The 23,620-nt window shown below is 59.3% G+C and carries 26 protein-coding genes; 10 read left to right on the top strand and 16 right to left on the bottom strand.

What is annotated here, in order from left to right:
* Positions 1 to 41: 41 nt before the first annotated feature.
* From GOW31_RS07020 to GOW31_RS07045, 6 genes are all read right to left on the bottom strand, one after another.
* Entirely contained in the window at positions 42 to 1,193 is a 1,152-nt protein-coding gene (locus GOW31_RS07020) for an alpha-D-ribose 1-methylphosphonate 5-triphosphate diphosphatase (protein ID WP_171168924.1), read from the bottom strand.
* The gene (locus GOW31_RS07025; RefSeq protein WP_171168926.1) at positions 1,190 to 1,963 is read right to left on the bottom strand and encodes an alpha/beta fold hydrolase; all 774 of its coding nucleotides are present in this window, start codon (positions 1,961 to 1,963) and stop codon (positions 1,190 to 1,192) included. Before GOW31_RS07025 ends, GOW31_RS07020 begins: the two co-directional genes overlap by 4 nt.
* 38 nt (positions 1,964 to 2,001) lie before the next feature.
* Positions 2,002 to 2,844: a DMT family transporter gene (locus GOW31_RS07030; RefSeq protein ID WP_171168928.1), complete on the bottom strand. Its 843-nt coding sequence runs from the start codon at positions 2,842 to 2,844 to the stop codon at positions 2,002 to 2,004.
* Positions 2,845 to 3,088: 244 nt separating this feature from the next.
* The gene (gene groL / locus GOW31_RS07035; protein ID WP_152458993.1) at positions 3,089 to 4,732 is read right to left on the bottom strand and encodes a chaperonin GroEL; all 1,644 of its coding nucleotides are present in this window, start codon (positions 4,730 to 4,732) and stop codon (positions 3,089 to 3,091) included.
* A gap of 53 nt (positions 4,733 to 4,785) precedes the next feature.
* Entirely contained in the window at positions 4,786 to 5,073 is a 288-nt protein-coding gene (groES, locus tag GOW31_RS07040) for a co-chaperone GroES (RefSeq protein ID WP_152458994.1), read from the bottom strand.
* Between the two features lie 152 nt (positions 5,074 to 5,225).
* Positions 5,226 to 5,900 (bottom strand): DUF2161 domain-containing phosphodiesterase, encoded by a 675-nt coding sequence (locus tag GOW31_RS07045; protein WP_171168930.1) that lies wholly within the window; start codon positions 5,898 to 5,900, stop codon positions 5,226 to 5,228.
* 110 nt (positions 5,901 to 6,010) lie between these two features.
* Between GOW31_RS07045 and GOW31_RS07050 the strand changes: the two genes are divergently transcribed.
* From GOW31_RS07050 to GOW31_RS07070, 5 genes are all read left to right on the top strand, one after another.
* Positions 6,011 to 6,991 carry a TraB/GumN family protein gene (locus GOW31_RS07050; RefSeq protein ID WP_171168933.1) on the top strand — a complete coding sequence of 327 codons (981 nt, stop codon included), beginning with the start codon at positions 6,011 to 6,013 and terminating at the stop codon, positions 6,989 to 6,991.
* A gap of 110 nt (positions 6,992 to 7,101) precedes the next feature.
* Complete coding sequence (locus GOW31_RS07055; RefSeq protein WP_171168935.1) at positions 7,102 to 8,022, top strand: manganese-dependent inorganic pyrophosphatase; 921 nt, start codon at positions 7,102 to 7,104, stop codon at positions 8,020 to 8,022.
* Between the two features lie 132 nt (positions 8,023 to 8,154).
* Entirely contained in the window at positions 8,155 to 9,231 is a 1,077-nt protein-coding gene (locus GOW31_RS07060; protein WP_171168936.1) for a DUF389 domain-containing protein, read from the top strand.
* 102 nt (positions 9,232 to 9,333) lie between these two features.
* Complete coding sequence (locus GOW31_RS07065) at positions 9,334 to 10,209, top strand: TIGR01459 family HAD-type hydrolase (protein ID WP_171168937.1); 876 nt, start codon at positions 9,334 to 9,336, stop codon at positions 10,207 to 10,209.
* Positions 10,210 to 10,310: 101 nt separating this feature from the next.
* Positions 10,311 to 10,754 carry a MaoC family dehydratase gene (locus GOW31_RS07070; RefSeq protein WP_171168938.1) on the top strand — a complete coding sequence of 148 codons (444 nt, stop codon included), beginning with the start codon at positions 10,311 to 10,313 and terminating at the stop codon, positions 10,752 to 10,754.
* Positions 10,755 to 10,830: 76 nt separating this feature from the next.
* On the opposite strand, the gene GOW31_RS07075 is transcribed toward GOW31_RS07070, so the two are convergent.
* Together GOW31_RS07075 and GOW31_RS07080 are read right to left on the bottom strand one after the other, a co-directional pair.
* Positions 10,831 to 11,820, bottom strand: a complete 990-nt coding sequence (locus tag GOW31_RS07075) for a methylenetetrahydrofolate reductase (protein ID WP_171168939.1) — start codon at positions 11,818 to 11,820, stop codon at positions 10,831 to 10,833.
* Positions 11,817 to 12,398 carry a methylenetetrahydrofolate reductase C-terminal domain-containing protein gene (locus GOW31_RS07080; RefSeq protein ID WP_171118794.1) on the bottom strand — a complete coding sequence of 194 codons (582 nt, stop codon included), beginning with the start codon at positions 12,396 to 12,398 and terminating at the stop codon, positions 11,817 to 11,819. Before GOW31_RS07080 ends, GOW31_RS07075 begins: the two co-directional genes overlap by 4 nt.
* Positions 12,399 to 12,657: 259 nt before the next feature.
* Between GOW31_RS07080 and GOW31_RS07085 the strand changes: the two genes are divergently transcribed.
* From GOW31_RS07085 to GOW31_RS07095, 3 genes are read left to right on the top strand one after another with little or no spacing between them, the layout of a single operon-like run.
* Positions 12,658 to 13,590: a bifunctional riboflavin kinase/FAD synthetase gene (locus GOW31_RS07085; protein WP_171168940.1), complete on the top strand. Its 933-nt coding sequence runs from the start codon at positions 12,658 to 12,660 to the stop codon at positions 13,588 to 13,590.
* Positions 13,587 to 14,060, top strand: a complete 474-nt coding sequence (locus GOW31_RS07090) for a YcgN family cysteine cluster protein (protein ID WP_152459003.1) — start codon at positions 13,587 to 13,589, stop codon at positions 14,058 to 14,060. Before GOW31_RS07085 ends, GOW31_RS07090 begins: the two co-directional genes overlap by 4 nt.
* A complete protein-coding gene (locus GOW31_RS07095) occupies positions 14,060 to 15,094 on the top strand; it encodes a low specificity L-threonine aldolase (protein ID WP_171168941.1) in 1,035 nt (344 codons plus the stop codon). Before GOW31_RS07090 ends, GOW31_RS07095 begins: the two co-directional genes overlap by 1 nt.
* On the opposite strand, the gene GOW31_RS07100 is transcribed toward GOW31_RS07095, so the two are convergent.
* Positions 15,081 to 15,914, bottom strand: coding sequence for an alpha/beta fold hydrolase (locus GOW31_RS07100; RefSeq protein WP_171168943.1), 834 nt, complete (start codon positions 15,912 to 15,914; stop codon positions 15,081 to 15,083). The genes GOW31_RS07095 and GOW31_RS07100 overlap by 14 nt on opposite strands.
* Positions 15,911 to 16,513, bottom strand: a complete 603-nt coding sequence (locus GOW31_RS07105) for a 2-hydroxychromene-2-carboxylate isomerase (protein WP_171168945.1) — start codon at positions 16,511 to 16,513, stop codon at positions 15,911 to 15,913. The genes GOW31_RS07100 and GOW31_RS07105 overlap by 4 nt, the downstream gene beginning before the upstream one ends.
* Positions 16,514 to 16,620: 107 nt before the next feature.
* Here GOW31_RS07105 and GOW31_RS07110 point away from each other — a divergent pair, with 107 nt between their 5' ends.
* Together GOW31_RS07110 and rpiB are read left to right on the top strand one after the other, a co-directional pair.
* Positions 16,621 to 17,640: a ribose-phosphate pyrophosphokinase gene (locus tag GOW31_RS07110; protein ID WP_152459007.1), complete on the top strand. Its 1,020-nt coding sequence runs from the start codon at positions 16,621 to 16,623 to the stop codon at positions 17,638 to 17,640.
* Positions 17,641 to 17,743: 103 nt separating this feature from the next.
* Positions 17,744 to 18,193, top strand: coding sequence for a ribose 5-phosphate isomerase B (gene rpiB / locus GOW31_RS07115; RefSeq protein ID WP_171118806.1), 450 nt, complete (start codon positions 17,744 to 17,746; stop codon positions 18,191 to 18,193).
* Positions 18,194 to 18,237: 44 nt separating this feature from the next.
* On the opposite strand, the gene GOW31_RS07120 is transcribed toward rpiB, so the two are convergent.
* The 6 genes from GOW31_RS07120 to GOW31_RS07145 all read right to left on the bottom strand — a co-directional run bounded on the left by GOW31_RS07120 (position 18,238) and on the right by GOW31_RS07145 (position 23,562).
* Entirely contained in the window at positions 18,238 to 18,588 is a 351-nt protein-coding gene (locus GOW31_RS07120; protein ID WP_171168946.1) for an H-type lectin domain-containing protein, read from the bottom strand.
* Between the two features lie 114 nt (positions 18,589 to 18,702).
* Complete coding sequence (locus GOW31_RS07125; RefSeq protein WP_171168948.1) at positions 18,703 to 19,113, bottom strand: F0F1 ATP synthase subunit epsilon; 411 nt, start codon at positions 19,111 to 19,113, stop codon at positions 18,703 to 18,705.
* A 12-nt stretch (positions 19,114 to 19,125) separates the two neighbouring features.
* A complete protein-coding gene (gene atpD, locus GOW31_RS07130; RefSeq protein ID WP_152459011.1) occupies positions 19,126 to 20,550 on the bottom strand; it encodes a F0F1 ATP synthase subunit beta in 1,425 nt (474 codons plus the stop codon).
* An 18-nt stretch (positions 20,551 to 20,568) separates the two neighbouring features.
* Positions 20,569 to 21,447: a F0F1 ATP synthase subunit gamma gene (locus GOW31_RS07135; protein WP_171118815.1), complete on the bottom strand. Its 879-nt coding sequence runs from the start codon at positions 21,445 to 21,447 to the stop codon at positions 20,569 to 20,571.
* A 15-nt stretch (positions 21,448 to 21,462) separates the two neighbouring features.
* A complete protein-coding gene (gene atpA / locus GOW31_RS07140) occupies positions 21,463 to 23,001 on the bottom strand; it encodes a F0F1 ATP synthase subunit alpha (protein ID WP_152459013.1) in 1,539 nt (512 codons plus the stop codon).
* The gene (locus tag GOW31_RS07145) at positions 23,002 to 23,562 is read right to left on the bottom strand and encodes a F0F1 ATP synthase subunit delta (RefSeq protein WP_170346038.1); all 561 of its coding nucleotides are present in this window, start codon (positions 23,560 to 23,562) and stop codon (positions 23,002 to 23,004) included.
* Positions 23,563 to 23,620 lie beyond the last annotated feature (58 nt).

A 23,620-nucleotide genomic window follows, 5' to 3' on the forward strand; every position in this document is an offset into this window, starting at 1 on the left:
TCGGCGAGAGAATTTGGGAAAAGATAAAGGTTTTTCGGGGCCTAACCCAGAAACCGGGCGGCGATGTCGCCTGACATGTAACTGACGCGCCCACCGGCCAAGGTGGCTGCAACGCGATGGGTGCCCGCGTCCAGGATGACCAGATCCGCGCGTTTTCCCGGCACGAGCGTGCCCCTGTCCTGCATATCCAGCACCCGCGCGGGGCCGGACGAGACCAGCGCCCAGGCACCGGCCAGATCCAGCAGACCGGTTTTGGCCAGCATCAACGCCGCGCGGCGCGGGCTGGGATAGTGATAATCCGAGGCCAACGCATCACAGAGCCCCATGGCGATCAGTTCGACGGCGCTTGCGTTCCCTTTGTGTGATCCGCCCCGCACGACGTTGGGAGAGCCGAGGATAACGTAATCCCCGGCAGAACGCGCGGCTTCGGCGGCTTCAAGCGTTTCGGGGAATTCGGCAATGCGCACGCCCCGGTCGCGCCACCATGCCCTTGTCTCGGCGGTCGCGTCATCATGGCTGCCCAAACGCACCCCCATTGAGACAAGTTCGGCGCTGAGTACTTCGACGGCAGCGGGAACCTCGTTCCTGCGGGCATGCATATTGAGCAGCATCTCAAAATGCGCATCCGGATTGCGTCCGGCCTTCAACGCCTGCCCGGTCAGGCGCGGTGGCTTTTTGCCCTGCGCCAAACGATCATGCGGCAGGTGATCATTGAACACCACATAGGGCACCTGCCATTCGGCGATGCGATGGGCCAGACCCTCGTAATCCCCTAGCATGTTGGTCTCGAACCGCAATTGCGGGATCAGATCCGTGACGGCGCTGTCCTTGACCGCAGCGATGGCCCGAAACACCTGCGCGGCAAACTCGGGGCCGCGCACGCCACCTTCCCAGCTGTAGAACTGCGCCAGAACGGCGGTGGTGATGCCATTGGCGGCCAGTTCGGCTTCGGCTGCCAGTATGCCTTCACTCATTTGCTTCATTGCGCCCCGGCGCGGGGCGATGTGGCGTTCGAACCCGTCCCCGTGCAGATCGACGATACCGGGCAGGACAAGATAACCGGTCAGGTCAACCTTGCGCCCGGTCCGATCTTGCTGAATGACGCCCTCCGCTATCGAGAGATCGCAGCGCGACAGACCATCCTCCGGCAACAGAACCTCTGCGCCGGTCAAAGTCAGATCCAGAGAGGTCATCGTGTGGGCTCCGAGTCAGGTTCCGAGCAATCCTGCCCGATGCAGATCTCATCGATTATCTCCATCACGCCGTCCAGCCAGGTGATCTGCCGATCGAAGCGGCCGAATTCGATGAAATGCAGCGCCTGTGCCATAACGCGCGGGTTGTTCATCATGAAGGTGTGGGTCACCGGCAGAACAAGATGATCCTTCATCCCTTCGACCTTGGTGGTTTCAACCGAAACCTTACCGTCATCCGGCCCGTCGATCAGCGATGAAAACAGCGGGTTGAGCGAATTCTCACCCGCGATCACCCCCAGCTCAAAATCCACCGGCGGCAGGCGGCGCGGAATGCCTTCGGGACCTGTGCCCAATTGCAGGCCCGCCGGGCCGTTCAGATACCCGAACACTTCCCATGCGCTCAGCTCATCGACCAACTGGCTGCCCTGATTGGGCGGGCCGAGCATGACGACACGACCCAGGTTTTCGGGCCGATGGTCCTTGAGCCAATAGCGCAACAGGATACCGCCCATGGAATGCGCAACGACATTGGCTTTGTCATCACCACACGCCGCAAGCGCGTCCGGTATGGTTTGCCTTGCCAGTTCCGGAATACCGATTTCGGTCGATGGATACCCGTGGCGCACAACGGTATAGTCATGCGCCTTGAACAGCTGCTCCATCACGGTGAACGAGGCCTCGGTACGCGCGAGACCGTGCAGAAGGATCACGCATTTCGCACTGGCTGCGGCAGGAGCGAGGCAGAAGAGCAAGGCAATCAAAAGTTTCATAACCGCCAGATAAAGCCTATCAGCCTTTGATAAAAGCCCTAGCCCCGGTGACGTCGCAGCACGGCCAGCGCGATACCGCCCAAAACAAGCGTGGCGCCGATGATCAGCCGCACTCCGGCAATCTCGCCCAGAAAGGCGACACCGCCGAGAATTGCGATCACTGGCACGCTGAGTTGAACGACAGCCGCCACGGACGGGGCCAGTTGAGGCAAAACACGGTACCACAAAGCATAACCAAGCCCGGATGTTACCGCGCCGGACAGGACGGCCAGCAGATACCCCGCCCCGCTCATCTGCCAGGCGCTGCCGCCGGCAAGCATCGCCAAGGCAGTCAACGGCAAAGCGACGATGAAATTGGCGGCCGTTCCCTCCAGCGGGTTTGTTTCTGATCGACCCGCTATCGAGTAAAGGGCCCAACCAATACCGGCGGCGGCCATCAAAGCCGCGCCAGCCAAGTCGACTTGAACGGCGCCAGTCGGCCACAGCACATAGGCAAGACCAGCAAGCGCAACCCCCGCCCCCGCCACCTGCCGGGCGGTCGGAGTCGCGCCCGTCAATGCGCCCACAGAAAACATCGTAATTTGCACCACGCCGAACAGAATCAATGCACCCAAGCCTGCATCCAGCGTCAGGTAGGCGATTGAAAATCCGATCATGTAGAGCGTCAACGACCCCGCGCCAATGATCCGCCTTCGATTGCGCAGCGGAAGGCGCCCTCCGCGTGCCAGCACAAGAGCGGCCAGGACCACGGCCCCCGCCAAAACCCGAACGATGGCAAATCCGGTTGGATCGCTGGCTCCGCTGTCTATGGCCAGCCGGTTCAGAATGGAGTTCGCCGCAAAGGCACACATGGTCAGGGCGGTGAGCAAAAACAATCTCATGCCATCCGCATAACCGTTCGGGCGGGATTTGCACACTCACTTTCGCGAAGGTTGTGGGAACAGACATCCGGCGCCGGACAAAGCAGCGTCTAAACACGCCTTGAAAACAGAACTGTCAACACAAAACGGGGCCGCCCGAAGGCGGCCCCGTTCTCAAGCTCCAATGCTCCCCTCTCGGCAGCTTGGCGATACCGCCAAGCGCCTGTCGGGTCGCCAGAATTCGCCAGAGGCGAATACGGCGTGCTTACATCATGCCGCCCATGCCGCCCATGTCGGGCATGCCGCCGGCAGGTGCCGCGCCTTCCTTGGCCGGCTTGTCGGCAACCATTGCTTCGGTGGTGACCAGCAGGCCAGCAACCGATGCAGCGTCTTCCAGAGCAGTCCGAACCACTTTGGCCGGGTCAATCACACCGAACGAGAACATGTCGCCATATTCTTCGGTCTGCGCGTTGAAGCCGAACGCTGCGTCCGACGATTCACGGACCTTACCGGCTACAACCGCGCCGTCGACACCCGCGTTCTCGGCGATCTGGCGCAGCGGCGCTTCGATTGCCTTGCGAACGATGTTGATACCTGCGTCCTGATCGGCGTTTGCACCTTTCAGAGCTTCCAGTGCTTTACCGGCCTGGACCAGAGCAACACCACCGCCCACAACAACGCCTTCCTGAACGGCAGCGCGTGTTGCGTTCAGAGCATCGTCCACACGGTCCTTACGCTCTTTCACTTCGACTTCGGTCATGCCGCCGACGCGGATAACGGCAACACCGCCTGCCAGTTTGGCAACGCGCTCTTGCAGCTTCTCGCGGTCGTAGTCGCTGGTGGTTTCTTCGATCTGGGTGCGGATCTGAGCAACACGTGCTTCGATCTCGGCTTTCTCGCCAGCACCGTCGACGATGGTGGTTTCGTCTTTGGTGATTTCGATTTTCTTGGCGGTGCCCAGCATGTCCATGGTGACGGACTCGAGCTTCATGCCCAGATCTTCGCTGATAACCTGACCGCCGGTCAGGATTGCGATGTCCTGCAACATGGCCTTACGGCGATCGCCGAAGCCAGGTGCTTTGACAGCAGCAATTTTCAGGCCGCCGCGCAGTTTGTTGACAACCAGAGTTGCCAGCGCTTCACCTTCAACGTCTTCCGCGATGATCAGCAGCGGCTTCTGCGACTGGATCACTTGTTCCAGCAGCGGAACCATCGGCTGCAGCGACGAGAGTTTCTTCTCGTGCAGCAGGATCATGCAGTCGTCGAGCTCTGCAATCATCTTGTCTGCGTTGGTGACGAAGTAAGGCGACAGGTAGCCGCGGTCGAACTGCATACCTTCGACAACGTCGGTCTCGGTTTCCAGACCTTTGTTTTCTTCGACGGTGATGACACCTTCGTTGCCAACCTTCTGCATCGCGTCTGCGATCTGCTGACCGATTTCGGCTTCGCCGTTGGCCGAGATGGTGCCAACCTGAGCAACTTCTGCCGAGTCTTTGACTTCGCGCGAGGCTTCTTTGATGCCTTCAACAACCTTGGCGGTTGCCAGGTCGATGCCGCGCTTCAGGTCCATTGGGTTCAGGCCAGCTGCAACCTGCTTCAGGCCTTCTTTTACGATCGCCTGTGCCAGAACGGTTGCGGTGGTGGTGCCGTCGCCGGCTTCGTCATTGGTGCGGCTGGCGACTTCTTTCACCATCTGCGCGCCCATGTTTTCGAACTTGTCTTCCAGTTCGATTTCCTTGGCAACCGAAACACCGTCCTTGGTGATGCGCGGTGCGCCGAAAGATTTGTCCAGAACCACGTTGCGGCCTTTGGGGCCCAGGGTCACTTTAACCGCGTCGGCCAGGATGTTCACACCCTTCAGCATACGGTTGCGGGCATCGGTGTCGAATTTGACGTCCTTTGCAGCCATGTCGTTTCTCCTTGAGAAATAAGTTTGAAATGAAGATCAGAGAAAGCGCGCGCTTACTCGATGATCCCCATGATGTCGCTTTCTTTCATCATCAGCAGCTCTTCGCCGTTGACGTTGACCTCGGTGCCCGACCATTTGCCGAACAAGATCTTGTCCCCAGCTTTGACAGCCATTGCGATCAGTTCGCCGCTGTCCTTGCGCGCACCTTCGCCGGTTGCGACGACTTCGCCTTCGCTCGGCTTTTCTTTTGCGCTGTCAGGGATGATCAGGCCGCCTGCGGTTTTCTCTTCGCTCTCTACGCGGCGAACCAGCACACGGTCATGAAGCGGTTTCAATGCCATCTTTGTAGCTCCTTGGGCTCAAAGTTTATCTATCCTCCCCCCGCCTTCCGACGAGGCGTTAGCACTCGGGGTGTGTGAGTGATAACGACGCATAGCTAGGGAGTCTAAAAGTCCGAGTCAACAATTTGTGAGAGATTTTTTTGCAAAATGGATCAGTCAGCCTGTTCCCAGCTATAGGCCCAATGCTTCAACCCTTCTGCGCCCTCAGACGTAAGCCCATAGATGCCTTTTTCAACCTTCTCGAACCACCCGTAGTGGTTTTCCCGCATAAGCCGGGTGGCGACCGGGACCGCGACCGATCTGGCGACGTCCGCCCCCTTGGACGGGCCATTCTCGGCCAGATAGGCCGCACATTTCAGCGCATCCTGCCGATACGCCGTCACGATACCATGGCGCGTCGCGCCCCCGGCGTTCGGGTCGCCTTGCAGCCGGTCGAATTCGCGCAGCAACCGTGCGGCCCTGACTTTGTTCTTACGGGGCGCGTAGGGGCCGGGATCGCACTGAACCTCGACCGTGCCATCAGCCCGCACGGTGATCAGGCCCAGGCCGAGCCTACGACACAGTGCCAGATTATCCTTGAGCGCCCGCCGGGCCGTTCGGCCCGTGGGTTTGCAGACGGCAACATAGACCAGATCGGTGAGTTTCAGCCGGGTGATCGCCTGATGAAACAGGGACAGCGTGAACCGCAGTTTCAGTTCGACAATCACCGGCGCATCCCCATCGCGCACCGCAACGATGTCGGCTGCGCCGACTTCACCCTTGACGGTGTATCCCTGACGCTCCAGCAGCGCCTTGACCGGGGGATAGAGATCCTGCTCGCGGTTCATATGCTCATGCTACGCAGATTGCCGGAGAATACCAGTCGGGCGGCTTGAACATCGGCAGGTGGCGTGGCTAAGTCTGGGTTCAACTTCTTGACACCATTCAGGCTGGCCCCATGCGTTTGCTCACTTTTCTTGCGTTCCTTCTGTTTCCGATCTCGGCTCAGGCCGCATGCGAGGGGGTGGATCTGCGCCCGCAACTGCCCGAGGAAACCCGGACCAAATTGCAAAGTGCAGTGGCCCAGATCGCTTATCCCGAAGGCAATCACTGGATTGCACGCAAGGGCGACACGGTTTTGCACATCATCGGCACGTTGCACAGTTACGATCCGCGCATGGAAGACGTGATTGACCGCCTGTCGCCCGAACTCAGCAAAGCGGACGCCTTTTATTTCGAAGTCACTCAGCACGACATGGACGCCTTCGAAAAAACCATGGCCAACGACCTGAGTGCGGTGATGATTACCTCGGGCCCTACGTTGATCGATCTGATGGCAGAAGACGACTGGGATGCGCTGTCCGCAGCCCTGGCCCAGCGCGGCATCCCCGGCTGGATGGCTGCGAAGATGCGTCCGTGGTTCCTGACCATGATGCTGAGCATTCCGCCCTGCATGATCGAGGACCCGAATTCAACTTACGGAATGGACGCCCGCCTGAACGATCTGGCCGTTGAAAAAGGTATCCCGCAGCACTCGCTGGAACGAATCGAAGACCTGATGGCCATGTTCGACAGTTATCCGCTCGAGAAACAGGTCGAGTCGCTTGTGCGCCTGTCCGGGGCGATGCAGGGCAATGCGGACCAATTGGCCACCATGGCCAACGCGTATCTGGAAGAAAAGCACGCCGAGATCATACAGCTTGCCCGCCTACAGGGGCTTGAGCAGTCGGGCTTGAGCCCCGAAGCCTTTGATGCGGAATGGCAAAATTTCGAGCAGCAGTTGCTGGTGCAGCGAAATGCCAACTGGATGGCGCAGATTCTGGACATCAGGGGTCAGACAGTTGTGATTGCGGTCGGCGCGGGGCACCTGAGCGATGATTACGGCCTGCTGAACCAACTGGAAGAAGCCGGATACGTTCTGACACGCGCCGAATTCTGAACGGACCCAGCGGTTTTCAGACCAAGCGTCGCAGACAGTGCTCAGCGGCGTGACAACGGCTTTTAGCCGCCCTATAAGGCGCGCAAATTTCCATTCCGCAGGACACTGACATGACGACTCTAGTATTTGGCCACAAATCCCCCGACACAGATTCCACAGGTTCGCCGATCCTGTGGTCGTGGTACCTGAACGAGGTCAAGGGTGAGCAGACCGAACCCGTACTGCTGGGTGAACCCAACACCGAAGCAACATTCATGCTGGAAAACTGGGACCTGCCCAAGCCGCGGATCCTTGAGGACCTGCCCGCGGAAACCCCGGTGGTCATCGTCGACACCAACAACCCCGCCGAACTGCCGGCCAACATCAACGACGCGGACATCCGCGCCATCATCGACCATCACAAGCTGGTCGGTGGCCTGGAAACCAAAGGCCCGATCGACATCACCGTGCGCCCCCTGGCCTGCACCGCCACCATCATGGTTGATCTGATGGGCGAAGATGCGGCCAAGATGCCCGACGCAATCAAGGGCGCCGCGCTTACCTGCATTCTGTCGGATACTCTGGAATTCCGCTCTCCGACCACCACGGCGCATGACCGCGAGGTTGCAGAACGTCTGGCGGCCGAGCTCGAGCTGGACATTTCGGCATATGCGGCAGACATGTTCGCGGCGAAATCGGATGTCTCGTCCTTTTCGGACGCCGAGTTGATCCGCATGGACAGTAAAGAATACGAGGTCGACGGCACCAAATTCCGGGTCTCGGTTCTGGAAACCACCGCCCCCAGCGTCGTTCTGGACCGCAAAGCCAGCCTGGCGGACTCGATGGTGGAAGTTGCCAAGGAAGACGGCGTCGATCAGGTGCTGCTGTTCGTGGTTGATATCCTGAACGAAGAGGCCACGCTGCTGGTCCCCAATGATCTGGTCAAAACCGTGGCCGAGAAGAGCTTTGGCGCAACCGTGGACGGGGACGCCGTCGTTCTGCCCGGTATCATGAGCCGCAAAAAGCAGATCATTCCGAACCTGAAGGTCTGATCCTCAAGCGACCCAAATCTGAAGGCGTCCAATTCGGGCGCCTTTTTTCTTTGCTGACAGCCATTTGCGGACGCGTTGTCGGTTGTTAGTCTGACCGGGGGTCCAGAGCCTATCCCAGGTCAGGTAAATGCAATGGTCGTACGAAAACTAAGCACCACCCGCAGCATCCTTCTTTTTGAAGGTGCCGACAAGGCGGCGTATTGGCGACGCTTTGCAATGCTGCTGACGCTTTCGGTCGTGATTGCCACCATGGGTTTGCTGCGCAACTCCGGCGCTGTCGTGATCGCGGCCATGCTTGTGGCGCCGCTGATGACCCCGATCCTCGGGGTGGCCGCCGCGATGGTCATGGGATGGCTGAAACGCGCGGTGACGCTGGCACTTACGGTCTGTCTGGCTGCCATTGTCTGCGTGATGATGGCATGGTTTCTGGTCTATGTCGCCGATGTTCCCCGTGGCATTTTGATCCCCGACCAGGTCCTGGCGCGCACCGATCCCGGCACCGAAGACCTGATCGTCGCGCTCGCTGCCGGTGTGGCCGGGGCCTATGTTCAGATCAACAAATCCGAATTGAGCCTTCTACCCGGCGCGGCCATCGGTGTTTCGCTTGTTCCCCCGCTGTCGGCCTCGGGCATTCTTTTATATTTTGACGAACCCGCCGAGGCCTATGAGGCAGGGCTGCTTTTCGCAACGAATCTTGGCGCGATCATTCTGTCAGCCTGCGCGGTTTATCTTGTCTATGCTGCGCGGTCCGTGGTTTTCAGCAAGGGAAAGCGCAAGCTGAACTTTACCGCCAGCGTCTTCGTCGCGATCGCGTTTCTGGTCGTCGTCGTCCTGCAACTTGGGAAGTCCACCTACAACCGTTATCTGGAGACGCGCACCGAGGCGCAACTGGCCGATGCCATTCGCGCATGGGCCGATCCGGTTTCCGTGGAAATCATCCGCATCGACGTCAACGCTCAGCGCAAGCGGGCCGAGGTTTGGCTGGTCGTCGATCTGCCGGCCGAGGCGCAGTTCAAAGTTTCTTCCATTGCCGGTTTGCTGCCACCCAAGCTGCGTGAGACCCCTCTGGTCGGGGTGCTGGAGGAGGAGCTTGGACCCGGATACCTGGCCATTATCCGGTATCAGCCGCGTATCGGGGCCCAGATCATCCTGGGAACGGAAAACGTTCAGCAGGCCCCGGACGTCACTGAAATTACCGAAGACGAGTAGAAGTTTCACCCATTCCTTCGCGCAAACGGGAATGCGGGATGGTGTTCGGTCCCAAGCTTTGCCATAGCTGTCGCCAGCGCGATATCAGACCCAGAGGCCCCCATGACCCAGATCGTTTCCTCGCTTTCCGAGATCTCGGACCGTTACAAAGCATTGTTCGTTGACCTTTGGGGCTGTGTTCACAATGGCATCACGGCCTACCCCGAGGCCGTCGAAGCGCTGAAGGCCTATCGCGCCAAGGGTGGACTGGTGGTCTTGGTCACGAACTCTCCCAAACCCCGCGCCGGGGTGGCAGAGCAACTCGTGCAATTCAACGTCCCCGCCGACGCGTATGACACCATCGCCACCAGCGGGGATTCCGCGCGATCTGCGATGTTCCGGGGTGCTGTGGGGCACAAGGTTTATTTCATGGGCGAGTGGCAGCGCGATGCGGGCTTTTTCGAACCGCTGAAACTGCTGGATCACCCCATCCATATCGAGCGTGTGCCGCTGAAGGAAGCCGAGGGTATTGTCTGCTGCGGCCCGTTCGACCCGATGGCCGACCCGGATGTGAACCGGCCGGATTTCCTGTACGCCAAGCAGATGGGCATGAAACTGCTTTGTGCGAACCCTGACATTGTCGTGGACCGCGGCGAGGTGCGCGAATGGTGTGCCGGTGCTTTGGCCAGGCTGTACACCGAAATGGGCGGCGAGAGCCTGTATTTCGGCAAACCGCATCCCCCGATCTATGATCTGGCCCGTCGCAGGTTGCAGGAACTGGGGCACGATATCCCCGACAGTGACATTCTGGTGATCGGCGATGGCCCCCACACGGACATTCTGGGCGGCATGGGAGAGGGCATTGATTCTCTGTTCATCTCGGGCGGATTGGCCGCGGCAGAAACAAAAACGTCGCATCATCCGCACCACGAATCCCTAACCGCCTATATTGAAAGGGAAAAGATCAATCCAACCTACACAATCGGGCGCTTGAGGTAGCAAGAAAAGACTTGATTTTCTGCAACTGCGAAGTAATAAAGTTGCCAACCTTGGCTAAATGATGGTTTTTTCTTTCACGGCCGACTTCGAGTGAGGGCAACATGTTGGACAATCTTCCGCGCGGAACGATCTGTATCGAAGACATCGAAATGGGGATGTCCCGCCACCTGCGCAAAGTGGTGACGGATGAAGATATCGAAATGTTCGCGCAGGTCTCGACCGACCGGAATCCGGTGCATCTGGACGACGACTATGCCCGCGATACGATCTTCGAAGGCCGTATTGCCCACGGAATGCTGACGGCGGGTCTGATCTCGGCCGTGATTGGTGAACAACTGCCGGGTCATGGCACCGTTTACATGGGTCAGTCACTGAAGTTCCTGGCGCCTGTGCGTCCGGGTGACATGGTCTATGCCGAGGTGAAAGTGGTCGACATCGATTTTGCCAAGCGCCGCGTCAAGCTGGACTGCCATTGTTCGGTCGAGGGCAAGAAGGTCCTGATCGGCGAAGCCATGGTGCTTGCCCCGTCGCGCAAGTTCGACTGACTGGCAAACACAGACTTGCAAAAGGCGCCGGACCGGCGCCTTTTTTTGTTTGGGCACTCAACTTCACACAAGGTCGTCAGGAAGAACGGGTTCGTTTTCGCCCTTTCAGCGCACCTGATTCCAGAATGATTTCCGACACCACGTGTTCACGCCTGTAGGCCATCACATGAACCCCGGAAACACCGGCGATGTCCCGGATCTGCTGGATCAGTTCGATACAGATCTTCTTGCCCTCTTCCGCGGGCTTTTCGGCCTTTTCCATCCGCTCGATGACATGATCCGGGATGTGAATTCCGGGCACATTGCTGCGCATCCAGCGTGCCGCGCGTGCCGAAGCGATGGGCCCCACACCGGCGATGATGAATACTTTTTCGTCCAGACCGGCATCCCAAACACGATCCATGAACCTTTCAAAGAGCGGAATGTCGTAGATATAGTTGGTCTGAATAAACTCGGCGCCCGCCTCGACCTTCTTTGCAAGACGTTCCGGGCGCCAGTCATAGGGCGGTATACAGGGGTTTTCCGCCGCACCCAAAAACAGTTGAGGGGGGCGCGTGATCTTGCGGCCGGAAAGAAACTTTCCCTGATCGCGCATCGTTCGGATCGTCCGCAGCAAGGTCAGGGAATCGAAGTCGAACACCGGTTTTGCCCCCGGTTGGTCCCCAACTCCGACACCGTCGCCCGTCAGGCACAGCACGTTGCTGACGCCCAGCGCCGCAGCCCCCAGAACATCCCCCTGAATGGCGATCCGGTTCCGGTCTCGGCAGGAAATCTGATAGACCGGAGAATACCCCGCGCGGGTCAACAACGCACAGATCCCTATCGAAGACATGTGGCAGTTGGCACCAGACGCATCGGTTGCATTGATCGCATCCGCCACTTCACCCAGCGGCTGCGCCGCCTGAAAAACATCCTCGGGGTCAGCGCTGTCTGGCGGGTTCAGTTCAGCGGTCACCGCAAAGCGGCCCGAACGCAGAACTCTTTCCAATCGACTGTGCGAGACATAGCCTTCGGGAACAGGCACATAGCCGATCGGTTCGACCTCGCTGCGATGGGCATCATTCATTTCTTCAGCTCCCGGTTCACCGCGTTGGGGGGTTCAGCAGCCAGAGGTGCCGCAGAGGGTTCGTTTTCGCGCGCCTCCGGGAACGCCTGCGCAAGCGTTTCGCGGGCAGCGTCTCGGGCCTCGCGTTCCTGCGCGGCGATCTCGCGGCTGACCCGCAGCCAGGATGATGATCCCTTCAACGTGTGTTCCACAGGCGGAAGGACCTCTTTTATCTTGTCGCCCCCATGTTGCATGCGGCTGGCCCCGTCCCAGGCCAAAGCCCAGACGCATTTCATATCGGGCTTCACCTCGCAGAACTCACCGGGGCGTACGCCGCCGCATGGGCCGTTGCGCAGTTGCTTGGGGCAGTTCATCGGGCAAGACATACCCGTCGAAGACAAAACGCATTGTCCGCACATCTTGCAATCAAACAAAAGACTTTTGACGCCTTTTTCGACCAGCGCGATGGGGCGTTCAACGCGGTTGTAGCCGATCCTTGCAAAGACCGGATCCATCGCGACCATGCCCCGTTCGACACATTTGTAAATCCACTCGAACGCACGGGCGTTGCGAATCGCGAACAGTCGCAATCGATACATGGTCTGCCTCCTGTGCTGGGTTCATTTGAACCTGGCCGGGCCATCGTCCGCCCCCCAGCGTGGTCCGAGGGCCGGAAACCCAGTCTACACCCAGTATTTTTTTTGGATCAAGCAGTTGGCCGAATGTCGCACAGCATTCCGGGGATGCCCCGTGTGCAATCAGGTCTGACAAATGGTTTTGGTGTGTTTCGCCAGGACGCGTGCTTTGAATTCAAACTGCCGCTTGAACAAATCGCAACGCAACGCTACGCAATCGCCTATGCACATCATCCGGGATTTCCAGTTTGTCGAGCCAGAAGATCGCGGCGCCAGCGTTGCGATCGGGAATTTTGATGGCGTCCATTTGGGGCACCAGTCGGTCATCGAACTGGCCCGCGACGCGGCCCCGGATGCGCCACTGGGCGTCATGACCTTCGAGCCGCATCCACGTGAATACTTTGCGCCGGACTCTCCTCCGTTCCGCCTGATGCGCGGCAATGCGCGGGCGCATCGGCTTGAGAAGCTGGGTGTGGAGAAACTGTACGAGCTGCCGTTCAACGCGGCGCTGGCCGGGCTTTCCCCTGATGAATTCGCGCGCAACGTGATTTGTGACGGTCTGGGTCTGTCCCATGTCGTGGTCGGGGCCGATTTCTGTTTTGGCAAGGGCCGCAGTGGGACGGCTGACGATCTGGTTCGCTTCGGGCAAGAGATGGGATTTGGCGTGACGATTGCCCCTTTGATGCAGCGGTCGGAAAACGTGGTCTCGTCAACCGCCATCCGCACCGCATTGAGCGAGGGTCGCCCAAGGGATGCAGCCGCGATGCTGGGCCATTGGCACAGGATCGAAGGCGAGGTGATCGGCGGCGAGCAACGCGGGCGGGAACTGGGTTTCCCAACTGCGAACATGTCCATCGAAGGGCTCCACCCGCCGAAATTCGGTGTCTACGCGGTATTGGTCGACGTGCTGGATGGCCCGCATCAGGGCAGTTATCACGGCGCGGCCTCGGTTGGGGTGCGCCCGATGTTCCATGGCGAAGTGCCAAATATCGAAACCTTCCTGTTCGACTTTTCCGGCGACCTGTACGGGGCGACCTTGTCGGTGGGGCTGATCGAATTCCTGCGCCCTGAAATGACATTTAAGGGGCTGGATGGTCTGATCGCGCAGATGAATGCCGATTGTGAACAGGCCCGGGACATTCTGGCCGCCCTATGAGCGCTGATCCGATTCAACGCACCGGCCTGCCCGCCCGGTTCTGGGAACGCAAACCCCTGCGCAAGATGAACCAGCGCGAATGGGAAGCTTTGTGCGACGGTTGCGGCAAATGTTGCCTGAACAAGTTGGAGGATGAGGACAGCGGCGAGGTTGCCCTGACCTGCGTCGCCTGCCGCCTGCTGGACGATGAAAGCTGCCGCTGCACGCAATACGACATCCGGCATCAATTCGTCCCGGAATGCATCGTCATGACACCCGACAATATTGACGAACACGCCTATTGGTTGCCGCAAACCTGCGCCTATCGGCTGCTGTGGGAGGGCAAACCGCTTTACGACTGGCACCCATTGTTGTCTGGTACGCCGGAAACCGTGCACGCCGCAGGCGTGTCGGTCCGAGGGCGCACGGTGTCCGAGTTCGAAACCCCCATGGAAGAGTGGGAAGACTACATTATCGAGGAGCCTAGCTGATGTATTTCGCATCTGACAATTCCGGGCCGGTTCACCCGCAGGTCATGGCCAAACTGGCCGAGGCCAATCAGGGCTACCAGATGGCCTATGGCGCGGACACGATGATGAACGAGGTGCGTGACCGCATTCGCAGCATCTTTGAAGCTCCGGGGGCGGCCGTCTATCTGGTGGCGACGGGGACAGCGGCAAATTCGCTGGCCCTTGCCACATTGTCCAACCCTTGGGAAACGATCTTCTGCTCTCCGGTTGCCCATATCCACGAAGACGAGTGCAACGCGCCCGAGTTCTACACCGGGGCCAAGCTGACCCTTGTTCCCGGCGGCGACAAGATGGCGCCGGACGCGCTGCGCGGGTCCATCCTGGGCGAAGAAACCCGCGGGGTTCACGGGCCGCAGCGCGGGCCGGTTTCGATCACCCAGGTCACCGAGCGCGGATCGGTCTATTCGCTGGAGGAGTTGCAGGCGCTGTGCGGGGTCGCAAAGGAATATGGCTTGCCGGTCCATCTGGATGGGGCCCGGTTCAGCAATGCCCTGGTGGCCCTGAATTGCTCTCCGGCTGACATGACATGGAAAGCTGGGGTGGACGCGGTCAGCTTCGGCGGCACCAAAAACGGCCTGATGGGCGTTGAAGCGGTGGTGTTCTTTGACGAGAGCAAGGCCTGGGAATTCGAGCTGCGGCGCAAACGCGGGGCGCATCTGTTTTCCAAGCATCGCTACCTGTCCGCTCAGATGGCGGCCTATCTTGAGGATGATCTGTGGCTGAAGCTGGCGCGTCAGGCCAATGCAAACTGTGCCCGGCTGGCCGATGGCTTGCGTGCAAAAGGTGCCGAGTTCCTGCACGAACCACAGGCCAATATGATCTTTGCCGCTTTTTCACGCGCAAAGCACAAACAGCTGCATGAGGCCGGGGCAATTTACCACCTCTGGGGGGCAGAGCTGGAAGGTGATGATGACGATGAAAGCCTTGCATGCAGACTGGTCTGCGACTGGTCGATCGGAACAGCCGAGATCGATCAGTTTCTCAGCCTGTTGTAACACCCGTCTCTTGGCCAGCTTTCCAGAGATCCTGAAGCAGCACGCTGGTTTCACGGGGGTGCGAAATGGGCAGCATGTGCCCCGCACCTTGAACGACCTCATGGCGTGCGTTCGGCAGACGGCGCTGCAATCCTTTACAGATTGCGGGGATCGTCGGGTGGGTCTTTGATCCGCTCAGCAACAGGGTTGGCATCGATACGCGCTTGCATCCGTCGGGGTCAAGCAACCCGGCGCGGTCATCGTACAGAACGGGATAAGACGCAGGAACAACATGAATTCCACGCACCATGCTGGCGCGCGTCCGCTCTGGCAGGTCAGGCCATTTGGGGCTGATATCAGTGCTCCACATCCGGTTGAACAACCGCGCGGCCAGCGCTTCGTCGCCTGCTTGGAACGCTGCTTCAATCGGCTGGGACTCTCGCAGGTGCTGATCGAACAAATCGGGCGCGTCCTGTTTTGCCACGGCAAAGAACACAGGCTCGATCAGGGTCAAACTTCGTATACGGTCCGGGTGCTCGATGGCCAGTCTGAGCGCAACGATCGCCCCAAAGGAATGGCCGACCAGATCCGTGGGCTCGGTCAATTCGACCGCCGCCAGCCCTGTCACAGCGTCAAAGAAATCGCTTTGACCGTCCCAATCCGGACTGCGCCCATGAGACAGCATGTCCGGTGCAACAAGACACACGCTGCCATCCAATGCCTTGGCCAGGCCGGACCACGCGCCGGAATGTGCAATGGTGCAATGAAGGGCAAGCAAATTGCGCCCTCCGTCGCCCAATCGTCTCACGAAGCCGGATTGAATCGCCGTCGGGGCTGTCATCCATTCATCTCGGACAGATGCCGATCCAGATCGTCCAGGCGATCCTGCCCCCAGAAGCGTTGACCATCCGGCGTGATGTAGAATGGCGCGCCGAACACGCCGCGATCCACGGCTTCTTCCAGATTGGCGGCATAGGTTTCGGCCCCGACCAGCAGACCGCTGTTGGCCAGTTCCGGGTCAAACCCGGCATTTGCCAGGCAGTCCCTGATCACATCATCCTGAGCGACGTCCTTTTCTTCGGCCCAGCAGGCGCGCAGGATCAACTGGCACAACTTGCCCACGTCGCCCGAACCATCCTTGATCGCGGCGATGATCGCATAGGAAGACGGCGCCATGTTGGTCGGCCAGTGCGCCGGTTGCAGGTTGAACTCCATCCCCAGATTCTTCGATTGGCGCAGCAGCTCCTGAGCACGGTATTCGATGCGCGATACATGGCGGTCTTTCGGCGGCGTGCCCCCGGTGCGTGCGAACAGGGCCATGATGTCCAGCGGCTTGTAGTTGATCGTTGCGTCGTGTTTCGCCGCAATCTCTTCCAGCCGGTTCCCCGCAAGATAGCTGTAGGGCGAAATTGTCGCAAAAAAGTAGTCAATCTGGGTCATGTTCACTTTCTCCGCTGCGTTACCTTTGCGGGACGGTAAGGCCATGCTAAGCGGTGTCAACATCACGAATCTGTCACATTGCCATTGCTGCCCGGGGACCTCAGTCGATGCCGACACTTCACGAACCCAAGCTTATCGCTGGGAACGCCAACCTTCCACTTGCCGAAACCATCGCACGCCGCATGAGCCTTTATCGCGGTGTCGACCAGGGATTGGTCGATGCACGCGTCGAACGGTTCAACGACGGCGAGATCTTCGTCGAAGTGTTCGAGAACGTACGCGGCGAGGATATGTTCATCATCCAGCCGACCTCGAACCCGGCCAACGACAACCTGATGGAGCTGCTGATCATCGCCGACGCACTGCGCCGTTCGTCTGCACAGCGGATCACGGCCGTGATCCCGTATTTCGGCTATGCCCGCCAGGATCGCCGCACCAAGGCCCGCACGCCCATCAGCGCCAAGCTGGTGGCCAATATGCTGACCGGCGCAGGGATCGAGCGGATTCTGACGATGGATCTTCATGCCGCGCAGATTCAGGGATTTTTCGATATGCCCGTCGACAATCTGTACGCCTCGCCGATCTTTGCGTTGGATGTCAAAAACCAGTTCAAGGACAATCTGGATGAGATCATGGTGGTTTCACCCGACGTGGGCGGCGTGGCGCGCGCGCGTGAATTGGCCAAGCGCATCAATGCCCCCTTGTCGATCGTTGACAAGCGGCGCGAGAAAGCAGGCGAAGTCGCGGAAATGACCGTTATCGGGGATGTGAAGGACAAGATCTGCCTGATCGTCGACGACATGTGTGACACCGCCGGAACGCTTTGCAAGGCCGCGCAGGTCCTGTTGGACAATGGCGCCAAGGAAGTTCATTCGTACATCACGCATGGCGTCATGAGCGGCCCTGCGGTCGAGCGGGTGACGAACTCGGTCATGAAGTCGCTGGTGCTGACCGACACGATCCAGCCGACCAAAGAGATTTTGAAGGCAAAGAATATCCGCATCGTTCCGACTGCGCCGATCTTCACCCAGGCGATCCTGAACATCTGGAACGGAACCAGTGTGTCTTCGCTGTTCGAAGACAAGACACTGACCCCGATCTACGAATCCATGTACCAGATGGATTGAGCTACAGGGGCGGCCGAACATGTCGCCCCCTGATATCTGAAATACCGATTGCGCGGATATCTGACCATGGGGCGCGATCGGCGATACAAGTGGAATCACCTCCATGACTGCCAACAAACGTATTGTTCTTTCCAGCGATCACGCGGCGATCGAGCTGCGCCAGTCCGTGGCCAACCACATCGCACAGCAAGGTTGGGACGTGGTTGATATCGGCCCGACAAGCCCGGAAAGCACCCATTACCCCAAGCACGGCAAGGCCGCGGCGCAGGCCGTTGCCTCGGGCGATTGCAGCTTGGGTATCATCCTCTGCGGCACTGGGCAGGGTATCATGATGGCTGCAAACAAAGTGCCCGGCATTCGCTGTGGCGTTTGTTCCGACGCATTCTCGGCCCGCATGATCCGCCAGCACAACAACGCCAACATGTTGTCGATTGGCGCGCGGGTTGTCGGTGAGGGTCTGGCGCTGGACATCGTTGACGCGTTTCTGGGTGCCGAATTCGAAGGCGGCCGCCACGCCACGCGCGTGGACATGATCGAAGCACAGGACGACTGAGCCCAATCAATCGTTCAAACGCCTGAAAACATGGCGAACCCGGATCAGGAAATATTCCAATCGTCCGGGTGTGCCACCTCTCCTATCGCGGTCCAGCTTGCCCGGATGCGGGCAATCCGAGTGTCGGACCAGGTCCGGAATACTGCGTCAAAACCCTCGGCGGTGATATGTTCGGCCTGAACCTCTGCGCGCAGCGCCGAGGACGTGTCGACATCCCACAGCGAGATCCCGATCTGCACCGTAGGCGGAGTTCGAAATGCTTCTTTGAACCGAATGTGTGTGCGACGTTCACGCGGCCCCTGACCGGTCCACATATCGCCGCCGTCGGCAAACTCCGAGAACAGGACATTTTCACCCTGCTCAATTCCAATGGGATGGGTTAGAAACTTTTTCATCTTATCATCATTATTCTTGAATTCCCGCAACTTACCCCGGCATTTCGGCAAAAGCACGACAAAAAAACGGCCCCGCAATTGCGAGGCCGCTCAAATTTTTCACTGATGGGCCCGTTACAGGCTCATATGTGTTCCAAGCGCTTCCATGTCGGCCAGCAGCTTGGCTGCATCGTCGACAATGGTCTGTTCGCCGTTTTCCTTCGCCACCTCGTGCGAGGCGCGCGCCTCGGCGATCAGCTCATCCAGATGCGCGCGGGTTACTTCCGCCACCGGGATGGCCTTTTCGGCCAGAACCGACAGGCTGTCGCCGTTGATCTGGGCAAACCCGCCGGTGACCAGGTATTCGCTGGACCCTTCGGGTGCCTCGACCTTGAGCAGACCGGGGCGCAGCGTGGTGATGGTGGGGGCATGATCGGGCATTGCCGTCATGTCCCCGTCCGCGCCGGGAATCTGGACCGCGCTCGCCTGCAGCGAAGCAAGGCTCCGCTCAGGGCTGACGAGGTCGAATTGCATCGTGTTTGCCATCAGGGATACTCCTTAGGCGGCTTCTGCGGCCATCTTCTCCGCTTTGGCGATCACTTCGTCGATGCCGCCAACCATCAGGAAGGCCGCTTCGGGCAGGTGATCGTATTCGCCGGCCACAACGGCCTTGAACGACGCGATGGTCACATCCAGAGGAACCTGAACGCCGGGCGAACCGGTGAATACCTCGGCCACGTCGAACGGCTGCGACAGGAAACGTTCGATCTTACGGGCACGGGCCACGGTCAGTTTGTCCTCTTCCGACAGTTCGTCCATGCCGAGGATGGCGATGATGTCCTGCAACGACTTGTAGCGCTGAAGGATCTGCTGAACGTCGGTCGCAACCTTGTAGTGCTCTTCTCCAACGATGGCCGGATCAAGCAGACGCGAGGTCGAGTCGAGCGGGTCAACGGCCGGATAGATACCCTTTTCCGAGATCGCACGGTTGAGGACGGTGGTCGCGTCCAGGTGCGCGAACGAGGTTGCCGGCGCAGGGTCGGTCAGGTCGTCCGCAGGCACGTAGATCGCCTGAACCGAGGTGATCGATCCCGACTTGGTCGAGGTGATGCGTTCCTGCAAGGCGCCCATGTCGGTGGCCAGCGTCGGCTGGTAGCCCACCGCCGAAGGAATACGACCCAGCAGAGCCGACACCTCGGAACCCGCCTGCGTGAAGCGGAAGATGTTGTCGACGAAGAACAGAACGTCGGTACCGGACTGGTCGCGGAACTGTTCCGCCAGGGTCAGACCGGTCAGAGCAACACGTGCACGCGCACCCGGAGGCTCGTTCATCTGACCATAAACCAGCGCCACTTGGCTTTCCGACAGGTTATCGGGCTTGATCACGTTCGATTCGATCATCTCGTGGTACAGGTCGTTCCCTTCACGGGTCCGTTCACCAACACCTGCGAACACCGAGAAGCCCGAGTGCACTTTTGCGATGTTGTTGATCAGTTCCATGATCAGAACGGTCTTTCCAACGCCGGCACCGCCGAACAGGCCGATCTTACCGCCTTTGGCGTAGGGGGCCAGCAGGTCAACAACCTTGATGCCGGTCACCAGAATTTCCGACTCGGTCGACTGTTCGTCGAACTCGGGCGCGGGCTGGTGGATGGCGCGGGTTTCGGTGGCTTCGACCGGGCCCTTTTCGTCGATCGGTTCGCCGACCACGTTCAGGATGCGGCCCAGGGTGGCATTGCCGACCGGAACCGAGATCGGTGCGCCGGTGTCGGTCACGGCCTCGCCGCGGACCAGACCTTCGGTCGCGTCCATCGCGATGGTGCGGACAGTGTTTTCACCCAGGTGCTGAGCAACTTCCAACACCAGGCGCTTGCCGTTGTTGGTGGTTTCCAGCGCGTTCAGAATTTCAGGCAGCTGATCTTCGAAGTGCACGTCGACGACGGCCCCGATGATCTGTGTGACTTTGCCTTTTGCATTCGCCATGTTTCGTCTCCGGTTTTCTTACAGCGCTTCGGCGCCGGAAATAATTTCAATCAGCTCGTTGGTGATCACGGCCTGACGCGAGCGGTTGAACTGGATCGTCAGCTTGTCGATCATCTCACCCGCGTTGCGTGTCGCGTTGTCCATCGCGGACATCCGTGCACCCTGTTCAGACGCCCCGTTTTCGAGCAGAGCCGAGAAGATCGCTGTCGCAACCCCTTTGGGCAGCAGGTCGGCCAGAATGGCTTCTTCGCTGGGCTCGTAGTCGAAGATGGCACCGCTGTCGTCACCCGCCGCTTCGTCCTCGAACGAGGCAGGGATGATTTGCTGTGCCGTCGGGATCTGGGTCACGACGTTGACGAACTTCGAGTAGAAGATCGTGGCAACGTCGAACTCTCCCCCGTCGAAACGAGACAGGATGTCCTTCGCGATGTCCTGCGCGTTGGCATAGCCAAGACGCTTGACCTCGCTCAGGTCGATATGTCCAACGAACAGATCGCCAAAATCACGCTTGAGCGCGTCGCGGCCCTTCTTGCCGACAGTCAGAACCTTGACCGTCTTGCCTTTCAGGCGCAGCTCTTCCGCCTTTTGGCGGGCCAGCTTGGCGATGTTCGAGTTGAAGCCGCCGCAGAGGCCGCGTTCAGCTGTCATGACAACCAGCAGATGGACATCATCGCTGCCCGTACCACGGAGCAGCTTGGGGGCACTGTCGCTGCCCCCGACCGAAGCCGCCAGCCCTGCCATCACGGCATTGAACCGTTCGGCATACGGACGCGAGGCTTCGGCAGATTCCTGGGCGCGGCGCAGTTTTGCAGCCGCGACCATCTGCATGGCCTTGGTGATCTTGCGGGTCGATTTGACCGACTCGATCCTGTTTTTAAGGTCCTTAAGATTTGGCATATGCCCGCCTCTCCCTTAAGCGAAGGTTGCGGCGTATTCGTCCAGCGCAGCCTTGATCTTGTCGGAAGCGTCACCCTTGATCTTGGGGTCTTCGTCCGTGATCCACTGAAGCAGATCCGCGTGCTTGCCACGCAGGTGTGCCAGCAGGCCAGCTTCGTAACGGCCAACGTCGGACACATCGATCTTGTCGAGGTAACCGTTGGTACCTGCGAAGATGACGCAGACGATTTCAGCGTTGGTCAGCGGCGAGTACTGCGGCTGTTTCATCAGCTCGGTCAGACGCGCACCACGGTTCAGCAGCTGCTGGGTTGCGGCGTCGAGGTCTGAACCGAACTGCGCAAAAGCAGCCATTTCGCGGTACTGAGCCAGTTCCAGTTTAACCGGACCGGCAACCGACTTCATCGAGTTGGTCTGAGCCGAAGAGCCCACACGCGAAACCGACAGACCGGTGTTCACGGCAGGACGGATGCCCTGGTAGAACAGTTCGGTTTCCAAGAAGATCTGGCCATCGGTGATCGAGATCACGTTGGTCGGAATAAACGCCGAAACGTCACCACCCTGAGTTTCGATAACCGGCAGAGCGGTCAGCGAACCCGCGCCGAAGTCTTCGTTCAGCTTCGCCGAACGTTCCAGCAGACGGGAGTGGAGGTAGAAAACGTCGCCAGGATAGGCTTCACGTCCGGGCGGACGACGCAGCAGCAGCGACATCTGACGATAAGACACAGCCTGTTTCGACAGGTCATCATAGATGATCAGCGCATGGCGGCCGTTGTCGCGGAAGTATTCAGCCATCGCAGTTGCGGCGTAGGGTGCCAGGAACTGCATCGGTGCCGGGTCCGAAGCGGTTGCGGCCACAACGATCGAATATTCAATCGCACCGGATTCTTCCAGTTTCTTCACCAGCTGTGCAACGGTCGAACGCTTTTGACCGATCGCTACGTAAACGCAGTACAGTTTCTTCGACTCGTCGTCGCCTGCTGCGTCGTTGTAGGTTTTCTGGTTCAGGATTGCGTCCAGAGCAACGGCGGTTTTGCCGGTCTGACGGTCACCAATGATCAGCTCACGCTGGCCACGGCCGATCGGGATCATCGCGTCAACCGATTTCAGGCCGGTTGCCATCGGCTCGTGAACCGATTTACGCGGGATGATGCCGGGGGCTTTTACGTCTGCAACGCCACGCTTGGTTGCGTTGATCGGGCCTTTGCCGTCCAGCGGGTTGCCCAGACCGTCCACAACGCGGCCCAGCAGCTCGTCGCCGATCGGAACGTCCACGATCGAGTTGGTGCGCTTGACGGTGTCACCTTCTTTGATGTCACGGTCGGAACCGAAGATAACGACACCGACGTTGTCGCTTTCCAGGTTCAGCGCCATGCCCATGATGCCGCCGGGAAATTCGACCATCTCACCGGCTTGCACATTGTCCAGACCGTATACACGGGCAATCCCGTCACCGACGCTCAGCACGCGACCGATCTCGGCCACTTCGGCTTCCTGACCAAAATTCTTGATCTGGTCCTTCAGGATTGCAGAAATCTCTGCAGCTTGGATTCCCATTTATCCGACCTCTTTCATTGCATTCTGTAGGGAGTTCAGCTTCGAACGGATCGAACTGTCGATCATTTTCGAGCCCACTTTAACGACAAGACCGCCGATGAGGCTTTCATCCACGGTCGCATTGATTGTCACCGTCTTGCCCACGCGCTCGGACAGTGTCTTGGACAGTTTTTCCATCTGGGTCTTGGTCAGCGCCTTGGCCGAGGCGACCTCGGCGGTAACTTCGCCGCGCTCTTCGGCCAGCATGTCGCGCAGAACCTTCAGCAGTTGCGGCAAGACGAACAGGCGGCGCTTCTGCGCCATCAGACCCAGTGTGTTGCGCAGGATGGGGTTCAGACCCATCTTGTCTGCGATCGCAGTGATCGCGCCTTCCTGTTCAGCGCGGGACACCAGCGGCGAGGCGATCAGGTCGCGCAGCTCTGCACTGTCGTCCAGCGCTGCTGCCAGATCATTGATGCCGGATTCCAGACCTGCAAGGTCGTTGTTCTCTTTTGCGATCTCGAAGATCGCGGTGGCATAGCGCTCGGCGATGCCAGTGGAAATCGAAGCTGGTTCGGACACGTCCACCCTTCCGATATTTTGGGCCCCGAATTCGCGTGCGGCAGCTACCCCGGGGGCG

Origin of the sequence: Ruegeria sp. HKCCA0370 (assembly GCF_013033705.1) — a bacterium.
In the GTDB taxonomy this organism is placed as follows: Bacteria; Pseudomonadota; Alphaproteobacteria; order Rhodobacterales; family Rhodobacteraceae; genus Ruegeria.

Coding starts and splice junctions, on each gene's coding strand:
- GOW31_RS07110 (WP_152459007.1), top strand. CDS start 16,621: ATGCCGACACTTCACGAACCCAAGCTTATCGCTGGGAACGCCAACCTT.
- GOW31_RS07030 (WP_171168928.1), bottom strand. CDS start 2,844: ATGAGATTGTTTTTGCTCACCGCCCTGACCATGTGTGCCTTTGCGGCG.
- GOW31_RS07100 (WP_171168943.1), bottom strand. CDS start 15,914: ATGACAGCCCCGACGGCGATTCAATCCGGCTTCGTGAGACGATTGGGC.
- groL (WP_152458993.1), bottom strand. CDS start 4,732: ATGGCTGCAAAGGACGTCAAATTCGACACCGATGCCCGCAACCGTATG.
- GOW31_RS07105 (WP_171168945.1), bottom strand. CDS start 16,513: ATGACCCAGATTGACTACTTTTTTGCGACAATTTCGCCCTACAGCTAT.
- GOW31_RS07075 (WP_171168939.1), bottom strand. CDS start 11,820: ATGAATGATGCCCATCGCAGCGAGGTCGAACCGATCGGCTATGTGCCT.
- GOW31_RS07060 (WP_171168936.1), top strand. CDS start 8,155: ATGGTCGTACGAAAACTAAGCACCACCCGCAGCATCCTTCTTTTTGAA.
- GOW31_RS07120 (WP_171168946.1), bottom strand. CDS start 18,588: ATGAAAAAGTTTCTAACCCATCCCATTGGAATTGAGCAGGGTGAAAAT.
- GOW31_RS07025 (WP_171168926.1), bottom strand. CDS start 1,963: ATGAAACTTTTGATTGCCTTGCTCTTCTGCCTCGCTCCTGCCGCAGCC.
- GOW31_RS07125 (WP_171168948.1), bottom strand. CDS start 19,113: ATGGCAAACACGATGCAATTCGACCTCGTCAGCCCTGAGCGGAGCCTT.
- GOW31_RS07135 (WP_171118815.1), bottom strand. CDS start 21,447: ATGCCAAATCTTAAGGACCTTAAAAACAGGATCGAGTCGGTCAAATCG.
- GOW31_RS07045 (WP_171168930.1), bottom strand. CDS start 5,900: ATGAACCGCGAGCAGGATCTCTATCCCCCGGTCAAGGCGCTGCTGGAG.
- GOW31_RS07080 (WP_171118794.1), bottom strand. CDS start 12,398: ATGTATCGATTGCGACTGTTCGCGATTCGCAACGCCCGTGCGTTCGAG.
- GOW31_RS07055 (WP_171168935.1), top strand. CDS start 7,102: ATGACGACTCTAGTATTTGGCCACAAATCCCCCGACACAGATTCCACA.
- atpD (WP_152459011.1), bottom strand. CDS start 20,550: ATGGCGAATGCAAAAGGCAAAGTCACACAGATCATCGGGGCCGTCGTC.
- GOW31_RS07095 (WP_171168941.1), top strand. CDS start 14,060: ATGTATTTCGCATCTGACAATTCCGGGCCGGTTCACCCGCAGGTCATG.
- GOW31_RS07090 (WP_152459003.1), top strand. CDS start 13,587: ATGAGCGCTGATCCGATTCAACGCACCGGCCTGCCCGCCCGGTTCTGG.
- GOW31_RS07085 (WP_171168940.1), top strand. CDS start 12,658: ATGCACATCATCCGGGATTTCCAGTTTGTCGAGCCAGAAGATCGCGGC.
- GOW31_RS07050 (WP_171168933.1), top strand. CDS start 6,011: ATGCGTTTGCTCACTTTTCTTGCGTTCCTTCTGTTTCCGATCTCGGCT.
- groES (WP_152458994.1), bottom strand. CDS start 5,073: ATGGCATTGAAACCGCTTCATGACCGTGTGCTGGTTCGCCGCGTAGAG.
- atpA (WP_152459013.1), bottom strand. CDS start 23,001: ATGGGAATCCAAGCTGCAGAGATTTCTGCAATCCTGAAGGACCAGATC.
- GOW31_RS07070 (WP_171168938.1), top strand. CDS start 10,311: ATGTTGGACAATCTTCCGCGCGGAACGATCTGTATCGAAGACATCGAA.
- rpiB (WP_171118806.1), top strand. CDS start 17,744: ATGACTGCCAACAAACGTATTGTTCTTTCCAGCGATCACGCGGCGATC.
- GOW31_RS07020 (WP_171168924.1), bottom strand. CDS start 1,193: ATGACCTCTCTGGATCTGACTTTGACCGGCGCAGAGGTTCTGTTGCCG.
- GOW31_RS07065 (WP_171168937.1), top strand. CDS start 9,334: ATGACCCAGATCGTTTCCTCGCTTTCCGAGATCTCGGACCGTTACAAA.